Source organism: Pseudomonas sp. FG6 (genome assembly GCF_057809015.1).
Genome location: NZ_JBMDJD010000003.1, coordinates 169,471 through 191,012, shown reverse-complemented (window position 1 = coordinate 191,012; position 21,542 = coordinate 169,471). Strand labels below are relative to the sequence as shown.

Genomic DNA, 21,542 nt, shown 5'->3' with positions numbered 1-21,542 from the left:
ACCGCACTGCTTGGTTTTGCGTCTGCTTCGCAGCCGAGCGGGAGCAAGCTCCCTCGCCACAAAGGGGGCTTGCTCGCTTCTTGGGTTACAACACCAGATGCGGCAACCACAGCGACAGCGCTGGCACGTAGGTCACGAGCATCAGCACCAGGAACAGCACGCCGTAGAACGGCAGCAGGGCCTTGACGGTGCTTTCGATACTGACCTTGCCCACCGCCGAACCGACGAACAACACCGCGCCTACGGGTGGCGTGATCAACCCGATACCCAGGTTCACCAGCATGATCATGCCGAACTGCACCGGGTCCACACCGATGCCCATGATCACCGGCATCAGGATCGGCGTGAGGATCAGGATCAGCGGCGCCATGTCCATCACCGTGCCCAATAGCAGCAGCATCACGTTGATGCACATCAGGATCACGTAGCGGTTGTCCGACAGGGTCAGGAACATCGTGGTGATTTTCGCCGGGATCTGCATCAGCGTCATGATGTAGCCGAAGCTGGCGGCGAAGCCGATCAGGATCATCACGATGGAGATGGTGCGCACCGTGCGGTGCATCAGCTTCGGCAGTTCACGCCACTTGTAGTCGCGGTAGATGAACATGGTCACGAAGAACGACCACAGCACCGCAATGGCCGCCGATTCAGTCGCGGTGAAAATACCCGAGAGAATACCGCCGAGGATGATCACCATCGCCATCAGGCCCCAGAGGGCTTCGCCGACGATCTTCAGCGCTTCGCGCAGGGGGATCACTTCGCCCTTGGGATAGCTGCGCTTCTTCGCAAAGATCAGGCACAGGACCATCAAGCAGGCGCTCATCAGCAGACCCGGCACGATGCCCGCCATGAACAGCGAGGCAATCGACACCGTCCCGCCGGCCGCCAGGGAATAGAGCACCGAGTTGTGGCTGGGCGGGGTCAGCAGGGCCTGCACCGAACCGCTGACGGTCACGGCCGTGGAGAAGTCCCGTGGATAGCCCTTGCGTTCCATTTCCGGAATCAGCACCGAACCCACCGAAGCGGTGTCCGCCACCGATGAACCGGAGATCGCGCCGAAGAACGTCGAGGCGACGATGTTGACCAGCGACAGGCCTCCACGCACGAAACCCACCAGCACACCGGCGCACGCCACCAGTCGACGGGACATGCCGCCCTCGGCCATGATCGCCCCGGCGAGCACGAAGAATGGAATCGCCAGCAACGAGAACTTGTTCACCCCGCCCGCCACCTGGATCATCAGGGCCTGGAATGGGATGTCGATCCACCACGCGCCGATCAGGGCGGCCGCCCCCAGGGCGTAGGCGACCGGCATGCCGATCAGGATCAATGCGATAAAACTGCCTAGCAGAATCAGAGCGTCCATTAAGCGGCCCCTTCACTTTCTTCAACCAGGTCGAAGCGTACGACTCGACGATTGCTCTGATCTCCGAACAAGAGTTTTTCCAGGACGAAGATCAGGGTCAGCAAACCACCCAGGGGAATCGGCAAGTACGTCACGCCAACCCGCAAGTCGGGCAGGGCGGCCATGAACTGGTTCCAGGTGGACATGCACAGCTTGAAGCCCCAGAGGGTCATGAAGATGCAGATCAGCGCCATGAGCAGTTGGGAGACGATCGAGGCGGCGCTTTTCAAGTGCGGCGGCATGCGGTCGGTCAGCATGGCCACGGCCATGTGCGCGCCGGCGCGGTAGCTGGCGGCGGCGCCGATGAACGTGAACACCATCATCAGCAAGATCGCGGTGGGCTCGGGCCAGCTCGAACCGCTGCCCAGCACGTAGCGGGCAAACACGCCCCAGGGAATCATCAGGGAAATCGCCAGGACGGAAAGACCGGCCACCCAGATGCACATCATGTAGATCCTATCGTTGATACGCAGCAGCAAATTCTTCATCGGGTTCCACCGTAACCGGGCGCGCCTGATGCATCAGGCGCGCCGGGCCTTTTTCAGGAATACAGACTGGGAGGGGCTTACTGGACGGCTTCGATCCGCTTGATCAGGTCAGCGTACGGCGCGCCGTATTTGGCGCGGATCGGCGCGGTGGCGTCGTAGAAGGGCTTCTTGTCCACGGCGACGAATTCGACACCGGCGGCCTTGAGCTTTTCTTCACTGGCGGCGGACTTCTTGTCCCACAGCACACGCTCTTCGGCCTGGGCGGCCTTGGCGGTTTTCTTCACCAGGTCCTGTTGCTGCGGCGTGAGTTTTTCCCAGGTGATTTTCGACATCACAATGGGCTCGGGCAGGATCAAGTGACCGGTCAGCGCGTAGTACTTGGCGTTCTGATAGTGGTTGTGTTCGAGCATCGTCGGCGGATTGTTTTCCGCACCGTCGATCACGCCGGTCTGCAAGGCGCTGAAGATTTCCCCGGTGTCCATGGCGATGCCGTTGCCGCCCATGGCGTTGATGGTCTCGATGAACATCGGGTTGCCCTGCACGCGGATCTTCATGCCCTTGAGGTCTTCGAGCTTGCGCACGGGCTTCTTGGTGTAGAGGTTGCGGGTGCCGCCGTCCATCCAGGCCAGGGCCACCAGGCCGAACTCGGACTGGGTGATCTTGTCGAGGATCGCATCGCCGACTTCCCCGTCGATGACTTTGCGCATGTGCTCATGGTCGCGGAAGATGAACGGCATGTTGAACACGTTCACGTCTGGCACCACGGGGCCGACGATGCCGAGGCTGACGCGGGCCATCTGGATGGCCCCTACCTGGGCTTGTTCGATGACTTCCTTTTCCGAGCCCAGGACGCCGCCGGGGAAAAACTTGAAGGTCAGGTCACCGTTGCTTTCCTTGTTCAGCGTTTTGCCCATGTTTTCTTCAGCTACCACGGTGGGGTAACCGGCGGGGTGGATATCGGCGAACTTGATTTCCAGGGCGTGGGCCGTCTGCGCCAGGAAGGCCACGGGTAAGGCTGCGATCAGAAGCGTGCGTTTGAAATTCATGGTCAATCTCCAGTCTTGTTATTTTTATGTGCTCATCCAGTGATGCGGTCATGCAGATCAGTTCGCGCTGTGTTTCAGACCTCCAAAGGCAGGTTCGGCAAGCCCCTTCACGCCGGGGTCGAGGGCGAATACGCCGCCGGCCAGGGACTGCGGGTCGGTGTCGTCGCCGAGGCGGATCGAGGTGACGAACAGGGTGTCCAGGCGACTGCCACCAAAGGCGCACATCGTCGGTTTTTTCACTGGCACGGTCAGCGAGCGGTCCAGCCGGCCATCCGGGGTGAAGCGGTGGATCAGGCCGGCATCGTTGGCGCAGATCCAATAGCAACCCTCGGCGTCCACCGCCGCACCGTCCGGGCGACCGGCCAGCGGCATCATGTCGACGAACAGCCGCCGGTTGGACGGCGTGCCGTTGTCGATGTCGTAGTCGAAGGCCCAGATCTGCTGCACCAGCGGGTGTGAATCGGACAGGTACATCGTGCGTCCGTCCGGGCTGAAACCCAGCCCATTGGGCACGATGAACCCGCTCAGTTGCGCCTCCACCGGGCTGCTCTGCCCGGCTTCATAACGGTACAGCCGGCCTTCGGCTGCGTTGGCGCCCATGTTCAGCACCATGCTCCCGGCCCAGAAACGCCCCTGGCGGTCGCAACGACCGTCGTTGAGGCGCATGTCGGTGCGGCTGTGTTCGACGCTTGCGCACAGTTCGCTGTCCAGGCTGCCGTCGTCATGAGGGTGCAGGCGGAAGAAACCGCTCTCCATGCCCGCCACCCAGCCGCCATCCCGGTGGCGAGCGATGCAGGCGAGCATCTCGGGGGTTTCCCAGCCTTTGAGCAGGCCGGTCCGGGCGTTCCAGCACTGCAATCCGCCGCTGGGAATGTCGACCCAGTACAAAGCGTTTTCCTCGGGCACCCACACCGGGCTCTCCCCGACGGCGTTGCGTGCATCGACAATCAATTCGGCTTGCATGGCGGTTCCCTTGTGCATTGGTATCCCATGAAAAGCCCGCCGGGTCAGTCGAACGGGCCAGCGGCGACAAAGGCGCCGCCCTGGTAGATCCGCGCCGGGTCATCGGCGGCCGGCATCGGCTGGGCTTCGACCTTGGCGCGGAAAATTTCCGAGCTGTCCTTGGGGCGGTAACCCAGGTGCGCGGCCTGGCTGTTGTCCCACCACACGTCGCGGTTGGCGGACACCCCGTAGACCATGGTGTGGCCGACGTTCGGCGTGTAGAGCGAGCATTCGATCAGGTGGGTAAGGTCGTCGAAGCTCAGCCAGGTGCTCATCATCCGGCGGTTCTGCGGCTCGGCGAACGAGGAGCCGATGCGGATGCTCACCGTCTCGATGCCGTAGCGGTCGAAGTAGAAGCTCGCCACGTCTTCGCCGTAGGACTTGGACAGGCCGTAATAGCCATCCGGACGGCGAGGGGAGTGGGCGTCGAGGGCTTCGTCCTGTTTGTAGAAACCGATGACGTGGTTCGAGCTGGCGAAAATCACCCGCTTGACCCCGTGCTTGCGGGCGGCTTCATAGATATGGAAGACGCCGCTGATGTTGGCGCCGAGGATCTCTTCGAACGGGCGCTCAACCGAGACGCCGCCAAAGTGCAGGATGGCATCGACGCCTTCGACCAGTTGATGCACCGCTTGCTTGTCCGACAGGTCGCACAGCACCACTTCTTCGCTTTCGTCGATGGCCGGGGCCATGTTGGCGATGTCCGACAGGCGAATCTGCCGCGCGAACGGCTTGAGTCGCTCGCGCAAGACTTTGCCCAGGCCGCCGGCGGCGCCGGTCAGCAGCAGGCGATTGAGGGGTTGGCGAATGTGTGTCGTAGTCATGGGATTCCCTGGGTCAGGTGCTTAAAGCAGCGAGATCGGATAGCTGATGAAGATACGGTTCTCGTCGAATTCGTTGGTGCTGAAGTCCCGACGGATCGTTGCGTTGCGCCATTTCACGTTGAGGCTTTTCAGCGCGCCGCTTTGTACGGTGTAGGCCAACTCGGTTTCACGGCCCCATTCCTTGCCGTCGTCGACGGTGGCTGTGTGCACGTTGTCGCCGCTGATGTAGCGGTTCATCAGGGTCAGGCCCGGCACGCCGACGGCGGCGAAGTTGAAGTCGTGGCGCAGTTGCCAGGATCTTTCCTTGGCGTTGTCGTAGCTGGAGTTGTAGCTGTCGTTGGCCAGGGTGCCGCCGCTGGTGCCGTTGACGCGCATCCAGGCATCGTCGCCGCCAACTTTTTGCAGGCCGACGTAGAAGGTGTTGCCACCGTACTTGGCCGAGAGCATGGCGAACGCGGTCTTGTTGTCCAGGTCGCCGGCCAGGGCGCTGCCGTCCTCCTTGCCAGTGAAGTACCCGAGGTTCGCGCCCAGGGTCCAGTTGCCGATGGGCTGGCTGTGGGTCAGGTTGAAATATTCTTGCTGGTAGATGTCGGAGAGTTCCGCGTACCAGACGCCGACCTGGGTGCGTTTTTCGTTGAAGGTGTATTCACCGCCGCCGAAGTTGAAACGGTCGGAGGTGAAGGCGCCGCGACCGTTCATCGACATGTCTTCCATGCTCGCGTCGTTGCGCGGGCTGTTGCCACGGAACTGGCCGCCGTAGAGGCTCAGGCCGTTGATCTCGGTGGACGTGATCTGGCCGCCGCGGAAGGTTTGCGGCAGGGAGCGACCGTCGTCGGAGCGCAGGATCGGCAGCACCGGCATCCATTCGCCGACCTTCAATTCGGTCTTCGATACCTTGGCTTTGAGGGCCACGCCCAGGCGGCCGAAATCATCCGCCGGGCGACCGTCATCGTGTACCGGCAACAGCTGCGTCCCGGCGGTGCCCTTGCCGCCGTCGAGCTTGACCGAGTACAGGCCCAGCACGTCCACGCCGAAACCGACCACGCCCTGAGTGAAGCCGGACTTGGCGTCGAGGATGAAGTTCTGGGTCCATTCCTCGGCCTTGCCCTGGGTTGCGTTGGAATTGACGAAGTTACGGTTGAAGTAGGCGTTGCGCAGGTTCAGCGTGGCCTTGGCATCCTCGACAAACCCCTCGGCGCTGGCGGTCAGGGGCATGAACGCGGCGAGACCGCTGCACCCGAGCAGGAACAGGGCGGGGCTGGCGTTGAGGAGGGTACGGCGGTTTGGACGGTTGAAGGGCGAAAAACGGACACGTGTACTCACTGTTGACGCTCCCTACTGTTTTTGTTGTTTTTATTTGTCATACGTCGTCGTACAACATTGCCTGGATTATTTGGAAGCCACTGCTCATTGTCAACTGGCCATTATTGGAAATGTCCAAGTCGTGGGTGCTACAAAATGAGGCGTTTCAATGCCTCTCAACGGTCACGGTGAAGAAGACAGGCTTTGGCGCGGGGCAGAACCGTTGACCTGAGAAGAGGGGGAAGTGCTTAAGGTTATGCGATGACTGGTCTAAGACATTGGTCGAATGCAGACGATCCTGCGGACAGTGAAGCCAATTGTGGCGAGGGGATTTATCCCCGCTGGGCTGCGAAGCAGACCCAATTGCTGTCGCCATGGTGTGTCAGGTTGATTAAGTCCAACCTTTTAGGGCTGCTTCGCAGCCCTGCGGGGATAAATCCCCTCGCCACAGATGCGCATCGTTCTTCCGATCCACGCAAATTCCCTGCGGGGGAGAGAACATTGTGGGAGCAAAGCTTGCTCGCGATGACGGCAGCACATTAAACATCACCGCCAACTGACCCCGCGCAATCGCGGGCAAGCCTTGCTCCCACAATGCCCTCTCTCAAGCGGGCTGTGTTTATGCAGGCGTAGGATCGCTCAGGATTGGGCTACGTTGCCTTGCGCCGTTGCCTACAACTGCGCCAGAATCCGCCGGCTTGTGCGCCTTGGGGCCGGGCTCTATCGTTTCCGAGTCGCTGATGAATCAGCGATCGGGTTTGGTAGCCCGGTTTTCTACATGACGCGCGGCTCACTTTTTCAGATGCCTCTCAGCATCTGTATTTAATGGTGGTCATGCGTAGGGCGCCCCCGGGCGCGCCGGTGTTCATGTGGGCCGGTCTACCAACCTTCGTATGGCCACCACCCTTCGTTTGGTAGCGACGGTGATGGCTCCTCCAATTCCGCATGAGGTTCCATCTATGTTCAAAGTAACAAAAGCCAAGCCCCAAAAACTCGACGAAGTCACCGAGCGCGTCCTCGATCATTACCTCAACCCCAAATCGGACCAGCCCGAAGCAGAAGCGGCAACCGGTCAACTCTTCACCGTCATCAAGGGCGTCGACACCGAAACCCTGCTCGCCAACCTCAGCGAAAACCTGGCCTCGGCCAACGCCATGGTCAGCGACCTGGCCTTCGACCTGGAAGGCCCCAGGCGCCATGTCCTGCTGGGCATCCAGCAATTGATCGAACTGAGCGGATTGCTGGCAAACCGCGCGCTGGACAATGTCGAGGCACACTAGCTGATCTTCATTTGAGAATGGTCTCTGAGGAACACCTCCAGAGGCCAGCGCGACCCCGCTCTTGTGGCGAGGGAGCTTGCTCCCGCTGGGCTGCGCAGCAGACCCAAAATGGACTGGCGCGGTTTTCCAGGAATACCTCGTTAGCCGTTTTACGATTGCTGCGCCCGAGGCGTCGGACCGGCCGAGCGGGAGCAAGCTCCCTCGCCACAAGAACTTCCCCCGCACGCCGCACCGGTGTTTTCAACGGTGGGTGAATGCTAGTCTTGCTCAACGCTGTTGCCAGGGAGCCCTCATGGGCAATCACAAGATCGAGATTCGTCGCAGTAACGTCGAGAAAATCCTGCTGGCCGCCGAGAAGGTCTTTGCCGAGAAAGGCTTCGGCGGTACCGCCATGGCCGACATCGCCGCCGAAGTGCAGTTGCCCCGTTCCAACCTGCATTACTACTTCAGCACCAAGAACGAGCTGTACAGCGCCGTGCTGTTCGACCTGCTGGAAGTCTGGAAGCAGGACGCCCTGTGTTTCGAAATGTTCGATGACCCACGCGTCGTGCTCAGCAGCTACATCCGCGCCAAGATGAACCACTCCCGCAGCCGGCCCTACGGCTCGAAGGTCTGGGCCAACGAAGTGATCCACGGCGCCCCGACGCTCGGCCAGGCGCTGGACGCCAGCCTCTACGACTGGGCGAAGATGAAGGAAGCAAAAATTCGCCAATGGGTGGGGGACAAACGCATCCTGCCGGTGGAACCCTCAAGCCTGCTTTACATGATCTGGGCCTCGACCCAGCACTACGCCGACTTCGACCACCAGATCAACATCCTCAACGACCATCAACCGCTGTCGGACATGCAGTTCGAACGGGCGGTGCAGACGGTGACCAGTGTGATTTTGCGAGGGATTGGGTTGGAGCCGTAGTTTGTGCGTTGGGGATGGGAGGCGCGATGGCATATGAATGGAAAAAGATGCCTTATCGCTTACGAATTACCCCAGCAATTATGAGAGCACTCTGCTTGGCGCGTCTTCGAACATAGGGGATTTTCTTCCTCGTCTTTTCTATCTCTGTAATCGATGCCCCATTAGTTTGAAGTTTTTCGAGCTTGGCCTGCAGTGAGTCGTATCTTTTTTGCAGTTTAAGATCTGCCGGTATTGGGTTTTCCGTATCTACTACGCTGTCATACCAGTGTGAATTCCCCTTGAGTCTTGCCTCATAGATGCGTTGAGATTTTTGATAATCTAACTCACCGATAGTTTCGGACCTTATTGCCCTGGTCGATGATTCAGGAGGTAATTTTGATGTCGTATGAGTCCCCGAGGTCGGCTTGGATTCGACATGTCGTTGGTACCAATCAGTTCTTGGTTTATACGATTTCTGAGGAATGGTTGGCTGGGTAGGTAAGGGGCGAGAGCGAGAAATAATGACGGATTGAGGAGCCAGCGCTTTCATTTGGTTTTTAAACATTGACTTGAATAAGGCAATAGCACCATTCCCACTCGGATCATACCGATTAACCGGATCCCCTCCACAATACGCATACGCATTAATCCCCCCATCCCCAAAAGGGCTCAACTCGTCCGGACTGTTGAACCGCATCAACACCGGATTAAAAGCCCGATTACCCTGGCCCAATAAATAGTGTCCCGTTATCGAGTCAGGCCGGTCACCATTGAACCCCAGCAAGCTGCTCAAACCACTTTCAACAGGCCGGTGACCATAGGCGGTATAGGCCATGTGCTGGGTATCGGTGCCAGCCAGCGTTTGCAAGACCGACCGCTGCTGGTCCGTTGCCAGCAAGGTCGTCTCGGTGAGGTTGGCGATGTGCAGGCGTTGCGCCAGGGGTTGGGCTTCATAGTGAAGGATCGTGCGTTCTATCTCGCCTTCTATCTCATTGACCAACTCGTCGTTCTGGTAAAACCGCAGCGTGTCCACGTGTTCCGCAGGTTTCAGACCTGTCAGGCGATCCAAGGGGTCGTATTGGTAGCGGCACAGTATCTTCATCGTTGATGTCGACATGGGCTTGGCTCTTGTTGATGGGCTCGGTTGTGTCAGGCTCGGGTATTTGTCGGATGGCGTCTACTAGCAGAACTGTTAGTTCTGGAGGCTTCGGACGGCCAATACTGGGGTGGGAGCAAAGCTTGCTCGCGATAAGGGCGGCACATTCACCATCACCAGCAGCAAGCCCACAGCAGTACGCCGACTTCGCAGTACGACGAATGCCTATTCGTCGTACTGCTTCTTTCAGTGACGTGGCTACATCTTGGTGTGTTATTCCAGCGCCGAGGTTTCCATGTGGGGCGGAAACGCGCGAGGGTGGCTGGAGGAACGCTGAAAAAATTTGACGGACGGCGCGCGCGTTCCAGCCCAAGCACTTAAAACGTCAGGCCCTGACATGGTAGGGATTACGCGGATCATGCTCCCAATCCAGGAACGGCTTGCCCGTGTCCACCGGCACCATCTCGATGCAATCCTGCACCGGGCAGGTGATCTGGCACAGGTTGCAGCCCACGCATTCTTCGTCAATCACTTCGTACTGATGGGTTCCGTCTGCCTGTTTATGGCTGGCAATGGCCTGGTGTGAGGTGTCTTCGCAGGCGATGTGGCAGCGACCGCAACCGATGCAGGCCTCTTGGTCGATTTTGGCGATGACCTGGTAGTTGATGTCCAGGTACTTCCAGTCGGTGGTGTTGCCCACCGCCCGACCGGAGAACGCTTGCAGATTGGCGTGGCCGTGATCGTCCATCCAGCGTGACAGACCGTCCTTCATGTCTTCGACGATGCGAAAACCATGCAGCATCGCCGCCGTGCAGACTTGCACCGCTCCGCTACCCAGGGCAATGAACTCGGCGGCGTCGCGCCAACTGCCGATGCCGCCGATGCCGCAGATCGGCAGGCCTTGGGTCTGCGGGTCGCGAGCGATTTCGGCGACCATGTTCAATGCGATGGGCTTGACCGCCGAGCCGCAGTAACCGCCATGGGTGCTGCGGTTTCCGACGGTGGGCAGGGCAACCATGCGGTCCAGGTCGACGCTGGTGATGGAGTTGAGGGTGTTGATCAACGACACTGCGTCCGCGCCACCCCGATGGGCCGCCCGGGCGGCGACGCGGATGTCGGTGATGTTGGGGGTGAGCTTGACGATCACCGGCAGTGAACCGTGAGTCTTGCACCAGCGGGTCACTTGTTCGACGTACTCCGGCACCTGGCCGACCGCCGCGCCCATGCCGCGTTCCGGCATGCCGTGGGGGCAGCCGAAGTTCAGCTCGATCCCGTCGGCGCCGGTGGCCTCCACCAGGGGCAGGATGCGCTGCCAAGACGCCTCGACGCACGGCACCATCAGCGACACGATCAATGCACGGTCCGGCCAGTCCTTTTTCACCTGGGTGATTTCCCGCAGGTTGATCTCCAGCGAGCGGTCGGTGATCAGCTCGATGTTATTGATGCCCAGCACTTCGCGATTGGCGCCGTAGTGGGCTGAATAGCGCGATGACACATTCACCGCCGCCGGGTCTTCCCCGAGGGTTTTCCAGACCACGCCACCCCAGCCGGCCTCGAAGGCGCGTACCACGTTGTAGGCCTTGTCGGTGGGCGGCGCGGAGGCGAGCCAGAACGGATTGGGGGCTTTGATGCCGGCGAAGACAATCGACAGATCGGCCATTTATGCGGCCTCCACGTTGAGCATCAGTTGAGCGTTGATCGCCTCGGCGGCGCGCTTGCCGTGCTGCACGGCCTGCACCGTAAGGTCCTGGTCCAGGCTGGTGCAATCGCCGCCGGCGTAGACTCCGGGGATGCTGGTGCGCAGGTGTTCGTCCACCAGGATCCGCCCATCCTGGCGCTTGAGTTCGCGGGCCAGTGGATCTGCCAACGCGTTGTCGTCGAAGGCCTGGCCGATGGCTTTGAAAATGGCGTCGGCGGGCAGGTCGAAGGTGTCAGCATCGATGACCAGCCGACCGTTTTCCAGATGGGTGCGGGAGAAACGCATGCCGCGCACCTTGCCGGCCTCGTCGAGCAACACCTGTTGCGGTTGGGCCCAAGTCAGCAGGCGCACCTGGTTGGCCTTGGCGATGTCTTGCTCGTGCAAGGTGGCGCCCATGTCTTCGAGGCCGCGGCGGTAGACCAGGCTGACGTCCCGGGCGCCGAGGCGAGCCATCTGTACGGCCATGTCGATGGCGGTGTTGCCGGCGCCGAGGACGATGCAGCGGTCGGCCAGGGGCAACTGGCTGAGGTCGTCGGCCTGGCGCAGTTCGCGGATGTAGTCGGTGGCGGCCAGCAGCCCCGGCGCTTGCTCATCACTGAGCCCCAGCTGTTTGCTGGCCGCCAGGCCGAGGCCAAGGAACACCGCGTCGAACTGCTGGTGCAGGTCGCTCAGGCTGAGGTTTTCGCCGAGCTTTTGGCCGTGACGGATTTCGATGCCGCCGATTCCCAGCAGGAAGTCCAGTTCGCGTTGGGCATAGTCGTTCACCAATTTGTACTTGGCGATGCCGTATTCGTTGAGGCCACCGGCCTTGTCGCGAGCTTCGAAAACCACCACGTCATGGCCGTGCATGGCGCTGCGATGGGCACACGACAACCCTGCCGGCCCGGCCCCGACCACCGCGATGCGTTTGCCGGTGGCGGCGGCGCGTTGAAACGGGTGTTCGGTGAAGTGGGCGTTGTCCACCGCGTAGCGTTGCAGTGAACCGATCAGCACGGGCGCGCATTCCTGGGCGTTGTTGCGCACGCACGCTTGCTGGCAAAGCACTTCCGTGGGACAGACCCGGGCGCAACTGCCGCCGAGGATATTGGCCGAGAGGATTTTCTGTGCCGCGCCTTGGACGTTGTCCTGGTGGATGTTGCGGATGAACGAGGGGATGTCGATCTCGCTGGGACAGGCGTTCACGCAGGGTGCGTCGTAGCAGTACAGGCAGCGGGACGCTTCCAGGTGGGCCTGGCGTGCGTTGAGCGGCGGCGCCAGGTCGCTGAAGCGGGCGGCGAGGGTGGCCGGGTCTTCCTGGGAATGGGGAAGATGGTTCAGGGGCTGGATCATGGAAGGGCCTCACGGTGGTTGAGGTGCTGCCTCGGGTGGGCAGGTTTTTTTGTCTGGGCTGGCCTCATCGCGAGCAGGCTCGCTCCCACAGGGGGCTGCGGTGCACATGGATTTTGCAGCCACCCAAGATCCAGTGTGGGAGCGGGCTTGCTCGCGAAGGCCGAAGGCCTCGATTTCAGCGTTTAACAGCCGTCGGCCTGTTCAACTCCGCCCGCTTGCTCAACAAATCGAACACCCTCGGATACGCCGGTCGTTCGATGTAGCGCCCAGCCCCCCGTTCGGCCCGCAAGTCGCCGTCGGCCCACACCAGCCGGCCCTGACTGATGGTGTGGCTGGGCACGCCGCGTACGGTCTTGCCTTCGAAGATGTTGAAGTCCACTTGCTGGTGGTGGGTCTTGGCGGAAATCGTGCGGCTGCCTTGCGGGTCCCAAAGCACCAGGTCGGCATCGACGCCGACGCGAATCGCGCCTTTGCGCGGGTACAGGTTGAAGATCTTCGCGGTGTTGGTGGAGGTGAGGGCGACGAAGTCGTGCATCGACAACTTGCCACTGTTGACCCCTTCGTCCCAGAGCACCGCCATGCGGTCTTCGATCCCGGCGGTGCCGTTGGGGATCTTGCTGAAGTCGTCGCGGCCGGCGGCTTTCTGTTCGGCGCAGAAACAGCAGTGGTCGGTGGCTGTGGTGTGCAGGTTGCCCGCCTGCAAGCCGTGCCAGAGCGCCTCTTGATGCCCGCGCGGGCGGAAGGGCGGGCTCATCACGTAGCCGGCGGCGGTCTGCCAGTCCGGGTGGCGATAGACGCTGTCGTCCAGCAGCAGGTGCCCGGCCAGTACTTCGCCGTAGACCGGTTGACCCTTGCTGCGGGCATAGGTGATTTCGTCCAGCGCTTCTTGGGTGGAGACGTGCACCAGGTACAGCGGCGTGCCCAAGGTTTCAGCGATGCGGATGGCCCGGCTGGCCGCTTCACCTTCCACTTGCGAAGGGCGAGACAACGGATGAGCTTCGGGGCCGGTGATGCCCTGGGCCAGCAACTTGCGTTGCAGGTGATAGACCAGCTCGCCGTTTTCGGCATGCACGGTGGGCACCGCACCCAGTTCCAGGCAACGTTCGAAGCTCGCCACCAGGGTGTCGTCGGCGGCCATGATCGCGTTCTTGTAGGCCATGAAATGCTTGAAGCTGTTCACCCCGTGGTGATTGACCAACTCGGCCATTTCTTCACGGACCTGCTCGCTCCACCAGGTGATCGCCACGTGGAAACCATAGTCGCTGGCGCTTTTTTCGGCCCAGCCTCGCCATTGATGGAAGGCTTCCATCAGCGACTGTTGGGGGTTGGGAATCACGAAGTCGATGATCGAGGTGGTGCCCCCGGCCAGGCCTGCGGCGGTGCCGCTGAAGAAGTCTTCACTGGCGACCGTGCCCATGAACGGCAGCTGCATGTGGGTGTGCGGGTCGATGCCACCTGGCATCAGGTATTGCCCGCTGCCGTCGAGCACTTCGACAGCGGCCGGAACGTCCAGGTTTTCACCAATGGCCTTGATCACGCCGTCGGCGCAAAACACATCGGCGCGATAACTTTCATCATGGGTAACGACGGTGGCGCCACGGATCAACAGAGACATTCCGAGTTCCTCGCAGGCATGACCGACTGTTGCCGGTTCTTTATGTTTTATCGATCACCGTTGTAAATGACGGCGTCGTGTAGATTTGAATTCTTGTCACAACTGTCAGGATTAGACGCTAGCTGGAGTTATTGAAATCAGCAAGATTATTTTTTATGAGTTTGTTTTTTAATTAACTCATTGAAAATTAAATAATTAATTAAAAAATAACCAAGGTTGTGAAGACGTTAAGTATTTTGACGAACTTGACAGGAACGTTATTTGAGCAAGATTTGTTTTGGCCGATCAGCGGCTGGAAAACCGTTGAAGTGCGGTCTAGACACCTCGCGTGCGTGCAAGGACTCCGACCATCGCCAGGCGATGAGCAAAAAATAATGAAAACAGTGGAGCGGACATGACCAGATCAACAGTGATTGAGCGCGATGGATTGTTCGAGTTGGAAGCCGACAGCGATGTCCTCGACAGTCCCCGTTACAACCACGATATCGCACCGACCAAAGTGCACGAACGAACCTGGAACAAATGGCACATCGCCGCGCTGTGGGTCGGCATGGCGGTCTGTGTGCCGACCTACACCCTTGGCGGTGTGCTCACCGCCTATTTCGGCTTGACCGTGGGCGAGGCGCTGCTGGCCATTCTGTTCGCCAACATCATCGTCTTGATTCCCCTGACCCTGAACGCCTTTGCCGGAACCCAGTACGGCATTCCGTTCCCGGTGTTGTTGCGTTCATCGTTCGGGGTCATCGGCTCCAACGTGCCGTGCCTGATCCGCGCCCTGGTGGCGTGTGGCTGGTTCGGGATCCAGACGATGTTCGGCGGGTTGGCGATCCACCTGTTCCTCGGTTCGGTGTTCGACGGCTGGAAGAGCCTGGGCGGGGCCGGTGAGGTGATCGGTTTCATGCTGTTCTGGGTCATGAACTTGTGGGTGGTGTTGCGCGGTGCCGAGTCGATCAAATGGCTGGAGACCTTGTCCGCGCCGCTGCTGATATTGGTGGGGGCGGGCTTGTTGGCGTGGGCGTTGCCCAATGTCTCGCTGACCGAGCTGATGGCGGTCCCGGCCAAGCGCCCCGAAGGCGCCAGCGTGACGGGCTACTTCCTCGCCGGGTTGACGGCCATGGTCGGGTTCTGGGCCACCCTGTCGTTGAACATTCCAGACTTCAGCCGTTATGCCAAGAGCCAGAAAGACCAGATCATCGGGCAGGTCATCGGCCTGCCGTTGACCATGTTTTTATTCGCTTCGCTCGGCGTGGTCATGACCGCAGCCTCGGAGAAACTGGTAGGGGTGACCATCTCTGATCCGGTGACCTTGATCGGCCACATCCAGAGCCCGTTGTGGGTGGCGCTGGCCATGGTGCTGATCATCGTTGCCACGCTCTCGACCAACACCGCCGCCAACATCGTCTCGCCCACCAACGACTTCCAGAACCTGGCGCCCAAACTGATCGGCCGCACCCAGGCGGTGATCCTCACCGGGCTGGTGGGGCTGGGGCTGATGGCCCATGAGCTGCTGAAAAAACTCGGTTGGATCGTCTCCGAGGTCAGCCTTGAGTCGGTGTATTCCAACTGGTTGCTGGGCTATTCGAGCCTGCTGGGGCCGATTGCCGGGATCATGGTGGTGGATTATTTCCTGATCAAGAAACAGCGCCTGGACCTGGCCGGGCTGTACCGCGATGACGTGTACTCGGCGTGGAACTGGAGCGGCTTCATCGCCTTTGGCGTGCCGGTGGCGCTGACGCTGCTGTCGCTGGGCAGCGATGCGTTCAGCTGGTTCTACAGCTACGGTTGGTTTACCGGCTCGGCGTTGGGCGGGGTGATTTATTACGGGTTGTGCAATATGCAAAGGCCTAGCCCGGCTGTTGCCAAATCACCACTGCAATAACGGTGAGTGCGATTCTGGGGGAGCAAGCCCGCTCCCACGCTGGACCGCGTCGAAATGAGATAACTGCCTGAAGGAGATCCCCATGAACGCAGCCGTCGATGTCCTGCAATCCACCCATCAGCACATCAACCGCGATCGCCTGTGGCAATCGCTCATGGACCTGGCCCGGCTCGGTGCCACGGTCAAGGGCGGTGTGTGTCGGCTGGCGTTGACCGACCTCGATCGCCAGGCGCGCGATTTGTTCGTGCAGTGGGCCGAAGCGGCCGGCTGCGCCGTCAGCATCGACGCGGTGGGCAATATGTTCGCCCGGCGCCCTGGGCGCAATCCGAACCTGCCGCCGGTGATGACCGGCAGCCACATCGACACCCAGCCCACCGGCGGCAAATTCGACGGCTGTTTCGGCGTGCTGTCAGGGCTGGAAGTGCTGCGCACCCTCAACGACCTTGGCATCGAGACCGAAGCACCGTTGGAGGTGGTGGTCTGGACCAACGAGGAGGGCTCGCGCTTCGCTCCGTGCATGATGGGTTCGGGGGTGTTCGCGGAAAAATTCACCCTTGAAGAAACCCTGGCCAAGACCGACGCCGAAGGCATCACCGTCGGCCAGGCACTCAACGCCATCGGCTATGCTGGCCCGCGCCCGGTCAGTGGCCATCCGGTGGGGGCGTATTTCGAGGCGCACATCGAACAGGGGCCGATCCTGGAGGACGAAGGCAAGACCATCGGCGTGGTAATGGGCGCCTTGGGCCAGAAGTGGTTCGATCTGACGCTGCGGGGCGTCGAGGCCCACGCCGGCCCGACCCCGATGCACCTGCGCAAGGATGCCCTGGTGGGCGCCTCGATCATCGTCGGTGCCGTCAACCGCGCCGCCCTCGGCCATCAGCCCCATGCCTGCGGCACGGTCGGTTGCCTGCAAGCGTATCCGGGGTCACGCAATGTCATCCCCGGTGAAGTCCGCATGACCCTGGACTTCCGTCACCTGGAACCGGCGCGACTGGACTCGATGATCGCCGAGGTCAAGCAGGTGATCGAAGACACCTGTCGGCAACACGGCCTGACCTTCGACTTGAAACCCACCGCCGACTTCCCGCCGCTGTACTTCGACAAAGGTTGCGTTGAAGCGGTACGCAGCGCCGCCAAAGGCCTGGGCCTGTCGCACATGGACATCGTCAGCGGTGCCGGCCATGACGCGATTTTCCTCGCCGAACTGGGGCCGGCCGGAATGATCTTCGTGCCCTGCGAAGGCGGTATCAGTCACAACGAAATCGAAAACGCCGCCCCGGACGACCTCGCCGCCGGCTGCGCGGTGCTGCTGCGGGCGATGCTGGCGGCTTCGCAGGCGATTGCCGAAGGGCGCAGGACGGCTTGAAAATTCGGCAGTGCCTACGGTCGGGAACGCTTGGTGATTGCGCAAGGTCGTAATCTCCATGTGCCGCTGACCACGGGGAGAGCCGATGAATCAACAAGTCCCGACCGCCGATACCAACCGTCGCCAATTGCTGCAGATCATTGCTGGCCTGTCCGACGGGGTGATGTTGATCGAGGTCGACCAGACCATTGCCTGGGCCAACGAGGCGGCGTTGGCCATGCATGGCGTCAAGGACCTCGGTGAGCTGGGCGCCAATGCCCAAGCCTACGCCCGGCGTTTCAAGCTGCGCTATCGCAACAACCACCCATTGAGCGAAGACAATTACCCGATTGCTCGGGTGGCCCGTGGCGATGAGTTCAGTGATGTGCTGGTGGAAGTTACGCCCCAGGCGGACCCGGATCGCACCTGGGTCCATCGGATCCGCAGCATGGTCCTTACCGACCGCCTGGGCGAGCCGGAATACCTGGTGCTGATCCTCAGTGATGCGACTGAATGGGCCAGCGCCGAGCAGCGCTTCGAGAAGACCTTCGGGGCCAACCCGGCACCGGCGGTGATCTGCCGCCTCAGCGACCTGCGCTACATCAAGGTCAACCAGGGCTTCCTGGAAATGACCGGCTACAGCCGTGAGCAGGTGATCGGGCGTTCGGTGTATGAGCTGGACGTACTCGAAGCCGCCGAGAAGCGCGATCTGGCCATCGAGCGCCTGGGGCAGGGCGCGACCATCCCGCAGATGCAGGCCGAGTTGAGATTGCCCGATGGCAGTTGCAAGCAAGTGATCGTCGCCGGCCAGCCGCTGGACCTGCACGATGAAGACTGCATGCTGTTTTCGTTCATGGACATGGAGCCGCGGCGCAAGGCCGAGACAGCACTGCGCCAGAGCGAGGAGCGTTTCGCCAAGTCGTTCCGCCTCACGCCCGTGCCAACGCTGGTGTGCAGCGCCGAACAGCTGGTGTTGGAAATCAACGACGCGTTCCTGCGCACCACCGGTTACGCCAGCGAAGAACTGCTGGGCAGGACCGTGGAAGAAATCGGCTTTCTCGACACCAGCGCCAGTGCCACCTTGTTTGCGCGGCTGGAAAACAGCGGCCAGGTCTCCAGTCTCGACATCAAGGTTCACAAGAAAGGCGGGGAGCAGATCGATTGCGAGGTGGCGGCCGACACCGTCAACATCCAGGGCAACCCTTGTTACCTGTTGGTCCTGATGAACATCACCGAGCGCAAGCGCTCGGAATCGGAGCTGGTGGCGGCCATCGAGGAAGTCATGAAGGACGCGTCCTGGTTCAGCCGGACCCTGATTGAAAAACTGGCCAATGTGAAAAACATCAGCCCTCAGCTCCCTAGCGTGCCCTTCACCGAGTTGACGGCTCGCGAACGTGATGTGCTGGGGTTGATTTGCGAGGGCCTGGCGGACAAGGAAATTGCCGCGCGGCTGAAACTGGCGCCCAACACCGTGCGCAATCACGTGGCGACGCTGTATTCGAAGCTGGGTGTACACAGCCGCAGCGAAGCGATCGTCTGGGCCCGGGAGCGAGGATTGTTCGCGAATGAATGGCGCGTAAAGGCACGATGATAGCCAGTGCAAATGTACCGGGTGCACTGGTGCAATTATGGGTTTTGCGCGTGCGGTCGGTTCCTTAGGCTGTAAGGGTGCGACGTTGTGCGCAATGTCGCGTCCCCCATGAAACAGTCAAGGAAAGGCCTCAATGTGCAGTAAACCCAACCCAGCTAGCAGCCCGATGGCCACGTCAGCGTCGAGGTGCAAGGCATGACTCAGTTGGCCCCCTTGCGTGCCCGCCTCGAAGAGAGCTTCACACCGCTGGCCTGTGAATGCAGCCTCAACGGCGACGGCACCCTCACGGTACGCCTTTATCACCGTGACAGCGGCGAGGTGGACCTGGTGGTGAGCGGGATGAGCGTCGACAGTGTCCGGTCAGAAGACAGCATCGCCAAGTTGATCGACGAACTGCGCTATGAACTGCACAACACACCGTTGCATCGCAATGAGTGCTGAGTGATCAGAGGCTCACATGTGCCCCCCGTCTCCGGGCGCCAAACACATCCCCTGTGGCGAGGGAGCTTGCTCCCGCTGGGGTGCGAAGCAGCCCTAACATCTACCACCGAGGTGTTCCAGGCTGACCGCATGCTGCTTGCTTGGGGCTGCTACGCAGCCCAGCGGGAGCAAGCTCCCTCGCCACAAGAGCCTTTGTGTACACAGGCTTGAACGGGAACGCTGCCGAAATTGTGGTGAAGAGTGGGCCTACAACAATGTCGCCCGGCAATCGAGCACCAACCGCGCGCCGCCCTGTTCGCTGCGGCCCACCTCCAGGGTGAAGCCGTGCAGGTTGACGATCGCCGCGACGATCGACAGGCCCAGGCCGAACCCGCCGTGCTGGCTGCTGCCTTCGGCGCGGTAGAAGCGGCGAAACACCGCCTTGCGCTCGGCTTCCGGAATGCCCGGGCCGGAGTCGAGTACTTCGATGCGGGTGCTGTCGCCCTGGTCGACGCCACGCAGGATCACCGTGCCGCCCGGCGGGGTGAACTTGATGGAGTTGCTCAACAGGTTCGACACCGCTTCGAACAGCAGCGCCCGGTCACCGTTGAGCAGGGGCAGGGCGTCGGGCACTTGCAGGGTGAAGGTCAGTTCGCCTTCTTCGGCCAGGGGCAGGTAAAAGTCGTGCAGCTCCTGCAAGAGCTGCAACGGATCGAGGCGCACGAAGCCTGAACGCCGCTGTTGGTCTTCCAATTCGGAAATTCGCAACAAGCCGCGAAACCGCGCCATCAGGGTGTCGGTCTCGGCAATCACCTGGTCCATCTGCAAGGCTTCGGGCGAGCCGTCCGGCGCTTGCTGCTGGATGCGATAAAGCTGGGCGCGCAGGCGGGTCAGGGGCGTGCGCAGGTCATGGGCGATGTTGTCGCATACGCCCTTGACCTCATTCATCAAGCGTTCGATGCGTTCGAGCATGGCGTTGACGATGGCTGCCAGCATGTCCAGCTCGTCGCGTCGGCTCGACAGCGGCAGGCGATGGGTCAGGTCGCCGGCCACGATGGCTTCGGCGCTGGCCTGCAGTTTGCGGATCCGTTGCAGCGGTCGGCGGCGTAGCAGGTGCCAACCGGCGATCCCCGGCAAAATGGTCAACGACACGCCCCAGAACAGCGCGTGCAAAATGATGCGCGTCACGGCGAACAGCGAGCCATTGTCCCGGGCCAGGACCAGCCAGCGGCCGTCCTGGGTCCGCGTCGCTACCGCATCGCAGCTGTCGGAGGGTACGCCGGGGTCGTCGGAGTCGACGCAATCGCCGAGCATGTGGATCTGGCCGTCCAGCGGCAGGTCGGCGGGGATACGCTGGATCGGTCCGCTCAGGTGGTGCAGCTGCGGGTCGAACAGGCCGTAGGCATCGACGCCTCGGTCGTCCAGCGTCAGGCTGGCCATGAGGGCGTCTTCCAACTGATCGCCGTGAATACGGGCGAACAGGTGCTGGCGCTGCATCAGGGAATGCTTGGCCAGGCTGTCGAGGTAGCCGAATACCTCGTAGTACATCACCCCCATCAAAATCGCGCTCCAGATCACGAACAGCGAACTGTACAGCGCCAGCAACCGGCTGCTGGAGGAGCGCCAGCCCTTAGCGGGGTTCAGCAATGACATAGCCGGAACCCCGTACCGTGCGAATCAGCGGTTCCAGGCCCGGCGGGTCGATTTTCTTGCGCAGGCGGCCGATGTGGACGTCGATCAGGTTGGTGCCCGGATCAAAGTGATAACCCCAGACTTCTTCGAAGATCATCATGCGCGAGAGGATCTGCCCGCTGTTGCGCATCAAGAACTCCAGCAACTTGTATTCGGTGGGCAGCAGACTGAGCAATTGCCCGTTGCGGCTGGCTTCGCGGCTGATCAGGTTCAACTCCAGGTCGGCGACGCGCAGCACGGTTTCCGGCTCGCGGGCGCCGTTGTTGCGGCGCAGCAGGACCTCGACCCGGGCGGCCATTTCATCGGTGGCGAACGGTTTGGTCAGGTAATCGTCGCCCCCTGCGCGCAGGCCACGCACGCGCTCATCCACGTCGGAGAGGGCACTGATCATCAGGATCGGCGTGGCCACGCCCATGGTGCGCAGGGTGGTGACGATCACCAGGCCGTCGAGTTCGGGCAGCATCCGGTCGAGGGTGATCAGGTCGTAATCGCCACTCACCGCGCGCTCCAGGCCTTCGCGGCCATTATCGACCCAGTCGACGTTCAGGCCGTTGCGGGTCAGCTCGGCGACGATCTCGCGGGCGGTCACGGCGTCGTCTTCGATGGTCAGGATGCGGTTCATGGGCGATACCCTGTT

Annotated in this window: 18 protein-coding genes; 6 read left to right on the top strand and 12 right to left on the bottom strand. The window is 61.2% G+C overall.

The window, feature by feature from the left end; all coding sequences use genetic code 11:
* Positions 1–85: 85 nt before the first annotated feature.
* The 6 genes from ACODSJ_RS03215 to ACODSJ_RS03190 form a co-directional block, all read right to left on the bottom strand.
* The gene (locus tag ACODSJ_RS03215; RefSeq protein WP_489100347.1) at positions 86–1,366 is read right to left on the bottom strand and encodes a TRAP transporter large permease; all 1,281 of its coding nucleotides are present in this window, start codon (positions 1,364–1,366) and stop codon (positions 86–88) included.
* Positions 1,366–1,893, bottom strand: a complete 528-nt coding sequence (locus tag ACODSJ_RS03210) for a TRAP transporter small permease (RefSeq protein WP_489100346.1) — start codon at positions 1,891–1,893, stop codon at positions 1,366–1,368. Before ACODSJ_RS03210 ends, ACODSJ_RS03215 begins: the two co-directional genes overlap by 1 nt.
* 77 nt (positions 1,894–1,970) lie before the next feature.
* Complete coding sequence (locus ACODSJ_RS03205) at positions 1,971–2,939, bottom strand: TRAP transporter substrate-binding protein (RefSeq protein WP_489100345.1); 969 nt, start codon at positions 2,937–2,939, stop codon at positions 1,971–1,973.
* A 57-nt stretch (positions 2,940–2,996) separates the two neighbouring features.
* The gene (locus tag ACODSJ_RS03200) at positions 2,997–3,902 is read right to left on the bottom strand and encodes an SMP-30/gluconolactonase/LRE family protein (protein ID WP_489100344.1); all 906 of its coding nucleotides are present in this window, start codon (positions 3,900–3,902) and stop codon (positions 2,997–2,999) included.
* Positions 3,903–3,946: 44 nt separating this feature from the next.
* A complete protein-coding gene (locus ACODSJ_RS03195) occupies positions 3,947–4,765 on the bottom strand; it encodes an NAD-dependent epimerase/dehydratase family protein (protein ID WP_489100343.1) in 819 nt (272 codons plus the stop codon).
* A gap of 21 nt (positions 4,766–4,786) precedes the next feature.
* Entirely contained in the window at positions 4,787–5,980 is a 1,194-nt protein-coding gene (locus ACODSJ_RS03190; RefSeq protein WP_489100402.1) for an OprD family porin, read from the bottom strand.
* A 1,046-nt stretch (positions 5,981–7,026) separates the two neighbouring features.
* Here ACODSJ_RS03190 and ACODSJ_RS03185 point away from each other — a divergent pair.
* Complete coding sequence (locus ACODSJ_RS03185; protein WP_489100342.1) at positions 7,027–7,347, top strand: DUF6124 family protein; 321 nt, start codon at positions 7,027–7,029, stop codon at positions 7,345–7,347.
* Positions 7,348–7,639: 292 nt separating this feature from the next.
* Positions 7,640–8,260 (top strand): TetR/AcrR family transcriptional regulator, encoded by a 621-nt coding sequence (locus ACODSJ_RS03180; RefSeq protein ID WP_489100341.1) that lies wholly within the window; start codon positions 7,640–7,642, stop codon positions 8,258–8,260.
* A 52-nt stretch (positions 8,261–8,312) separates the two neighbouring features.
* Here the strand turns inward: ACODSJ_RS03180 and ACODSJ_RS03175 are convergent, their stop codons facing one another.
* The 4 genes from ACODSJ_RS03175 to hydA all read right to left on the bottom strand — a co-directional run bounded on the left by ACODSJ_RS03175 (position 8,313) and on the right by hydA (position 13,978).
* Positions 8,313–9,356 carry an RHS repeat-associated core domain-containing protein gene (locus ACODSJ_RS03175; RefSeq protein ID WP_489100340.1) on the bottom strand — a complete coding sequence of 348 codons (1,044 nt, stop codon included), beginning with the start codon at positions 9,354–9,356 and terminating at the stop codon, positions 8,313–8,315.
* 364 nt (positions 9,357–9,720) lie between these two features.
* Positions 9,721–10,995: an NAD-dependent dihydropyrimidine dehydrogenase subunit PreA gene (preA, locus tag ACODSJ_RS03170; protein ID WP_489100339.1), complete on the bottom strand. Its 1,275-nt coding sequence runs from the start codon at positions 10,993–10,995 to the stop codon at positions 9,721–9,723.
* On the bottom strand, positions 10,996–12,363 hold the full coding sequence (locus ACODSJ_RS03165; protein WP_489100338.1) for an NAD(P)-dependent oxidoreductase: 1,368 nt from the start codon (positions 12,361–12,363) through the stop codon (positions 10,996–10,998).
* 175 nt (positions 12,364–12,538) lie between these two features.
* Positions 12,539–13,978: a dihydropyrimidinase gene (gene hydA, locus ACODSJ_RS03160; RefSeq protein WP_489100337.1), complete on the bottom strand. Its 1,440-nt coding sequence runs from the start codon at positions 13,976–13,978 to the stop codon at positions 12,539–12,541.
* A 394-nt stretch (positions 13,979–14,372) separates the two neighbouring features.
* Between hydA and ACODSJ_RS03155 the strand changes: the two genes are divergently transcribed.
* From ACODSJ_RS03155 to ACODSJ_RS03140, 4 genes are all read left to right on the top strand, one after another.
* Positions 14,373–15,857, top strand: a complete 1,485-nt coding sequence (locus ACODSJ_RS03155) for an NCS1 family nucleobase:cation symporter-1 (protein WP_489100336.1) — start codon at positions 14,373–14,375, stop codon at positions 15,855–15,857.
* 82 nt (positions 15,858–15,939) lie between these two features.
* A complete protein-coding gene (locus ACODSJ_RS03150; RefSeq protein WP_489100335.1) occupies positions 15,940–17,223 on the top strand; it encodes a Zn-dependent hydrolase in 1,284 nt (427 codons plus the stop codon).
* Between the two features lie 85 nt (positions 17,224–17,308).
* Positions 17,309–18,793: a helix-turn-helix transcriptional regulator gene (locus tag ACODSJ_RS03145; protein WP_489100334.1), complete on the top strand. Its 1,485-nt coding sequence runs from the start codon at positions 17,309–17,311 to the stop codon at positions 18,791–18,793.
* Between the two features lie 195 nt (positions 18,794–18,988).
* Positions 18,989–19,234: a DUF1652 domain-containing protein gene (locus ACODSJ_RS03140; protein ID WP_489100333.1), complete on the top strand. Its 246-nt coding sequence runs from the start codon at positions 18,989–18,991 to the stop codon at positions 19,232–19,234.
* A gap of 246 nt (positions 19,235–19,480) precedes the next feature.
* Here the strand turns inward: ACODSJ_RS03140 and ACODSJ_RS03135 are convergent, their stop codons facing one another.
* Positions 19,481–20,866, bottom strand: a complete 1,386-nt coding sequence (locus ACODSJ_RS03135; RefSeq protein WP_489100332.1) for a sensor histidine kinase — start codon at positions 20,864–20,866, stop codon at positions 19,481–19,483.
* A complete protein-coding gene (locus ACODSJ_RS03130) occupies positions 20,844–21,527 on the bottom strand; it encodes a response regulator transcription factor (protein ID WP_260954667.1) in 684 nt (227 codons plus the stop codon). Before ACODSJ_RS03130 ends, ACODSJ_RS03135 begins: the two co-directional genes overlap by 23 nt.
* Positions 21,528–21,542: the final 15 nt, after the last annotated feature.

Excerpts from the sequence above, each read along its gene's own strand:
- ACODSJ_RS03215 (WP_489100347.1), bottom strand. The coding sequence starts at position 1,366 with ATGGACGCTCTGATTCTGCTAGGCAGTTTTATCGCATTGATCCTGATC.
- ACODSJ_RS03210 (WP_489100346.1), bottom strand. The coding sequence starts at position 1,893 with ATGAAGAATTTGCTGCTGCGTATCAACGATAGGATCTACATGATGTGC.
- ACODSJ_RS03205 (WP_489100345.1), bottom strand. The coding sequence starts at position 2,939 with ATGAATTTCAAACGCACGCTTCTGATCGCAGCCTTACCCGTGGCCTTC.
- ACODSJ_RS03200 (WP_489100344.1), bottom strand. The coding sequence starts at position 3,902 with ATGCAAGCCGAATTGATTGTCGATGCACGCAACGCCGTCGGGGAGAGC.
- ACODSJ_RS03195 (WP_489100343.1), bottom strand. The coding sequence starts at position 4,765 with ATGACTACGACACACATTCGCCAACCCCTCAATCGCCTGCTGCTGACC.
- ACODSJ_RS03190 (WP_489100402.1), bottom strand. The coding sequence starts at position 5,980 with ATGCCCCTGACCGCCAGCGCCGAGGGGTTTGTCGAGGATGCCAAGGCC.
- ACODSJ_RS03185 (WP_489100342.1), top strand. The coding sequence starts at position 7,027 with ATGTTCAAAGTAACAAAAGCCAAGCCCCAAAAACTCGACGAAGTCACC.
- ACODSJ_RS03180 (WP_489100341.1), top strand. The coding sequence starts at position 7,640 with ATGGGCAATCACAAGATCGAGATTCGTCGCAGTAACGTCGAGAAAATC.
- ACODSJ_RS03175 (WP_489100340.1), bottom strand. The coding sequence starts at position 9,356 with ATGTCGACATCAACGATGAAGATACTGTGCCGCTACCAATACGACCCC.
- preA (WP_489100339.1), bottom strand. The coding sequence starts at position 10,995 with ATGGCCGATCTGTCGATTGTCTTCGCCGGCATCAAAGCCCCCAATCCG.
- ACODSJ_RS03165 (WP_489100338.1), bottom strand. The coding sequence starts at position 12,363 with ATGATCCAGCCCCTGAACCATCTTCCCCATTCCCAGGAAGACCCGGCC.
- hydA (WP_489100337.1), bottom strand. The coding sequence starts at position 13,978 with ATGTCTCTGTTGATCCGTGGCGCCACCGTCGTTACCCATGATGAAAGT.
- ACODSJ_RS03155 (WP_489100336.1), top strand. The coding sequence starts at position 14,373 with ATGACCAGATCAACAGTGATTGAGCGCGATGGATTGTTCGAGTTGGAA.
- ACODSJ_RS03150 (WP_489100335.1), top strand. The coding sequence starts at position 15,940 with ATGAACGCAGCCGTCGATGTCCTGCAATCCACCCATCAGCACATCAAC.
- ACODSJ_RS03145 (WP_489100334.1), top strand. The coding sequence starts at position 17,309 with ATGAATCAACAAGTCCCGACCGCCGATACCAACCGTCGCCAATTGCTG.
- ACODSJ_RS03140 (WP_489100333.1), top strand. The coding sequence starts at position 18,989 with ATGACTCAGTTGGCCCCCTTGCGTGCCCGCCTCGAAGAGAGCTTCACA.
- ACODSJ_RS03135 (WP_489100332.1), bottom strand. The coding sequence starts at position 20,866 with ATGTCATTGCTGAACCCCGCTAAGGGCTGGCGCTCCTCCAGCAGCCGG.
- ACODSJ_RS03130 (WP_260954667.1), bottom strand. The coding sequence starts at position 21,527 with ATGAACCGCATCCTGACCATCGAAGACGACGCCGTGACCGCCCGCGAG.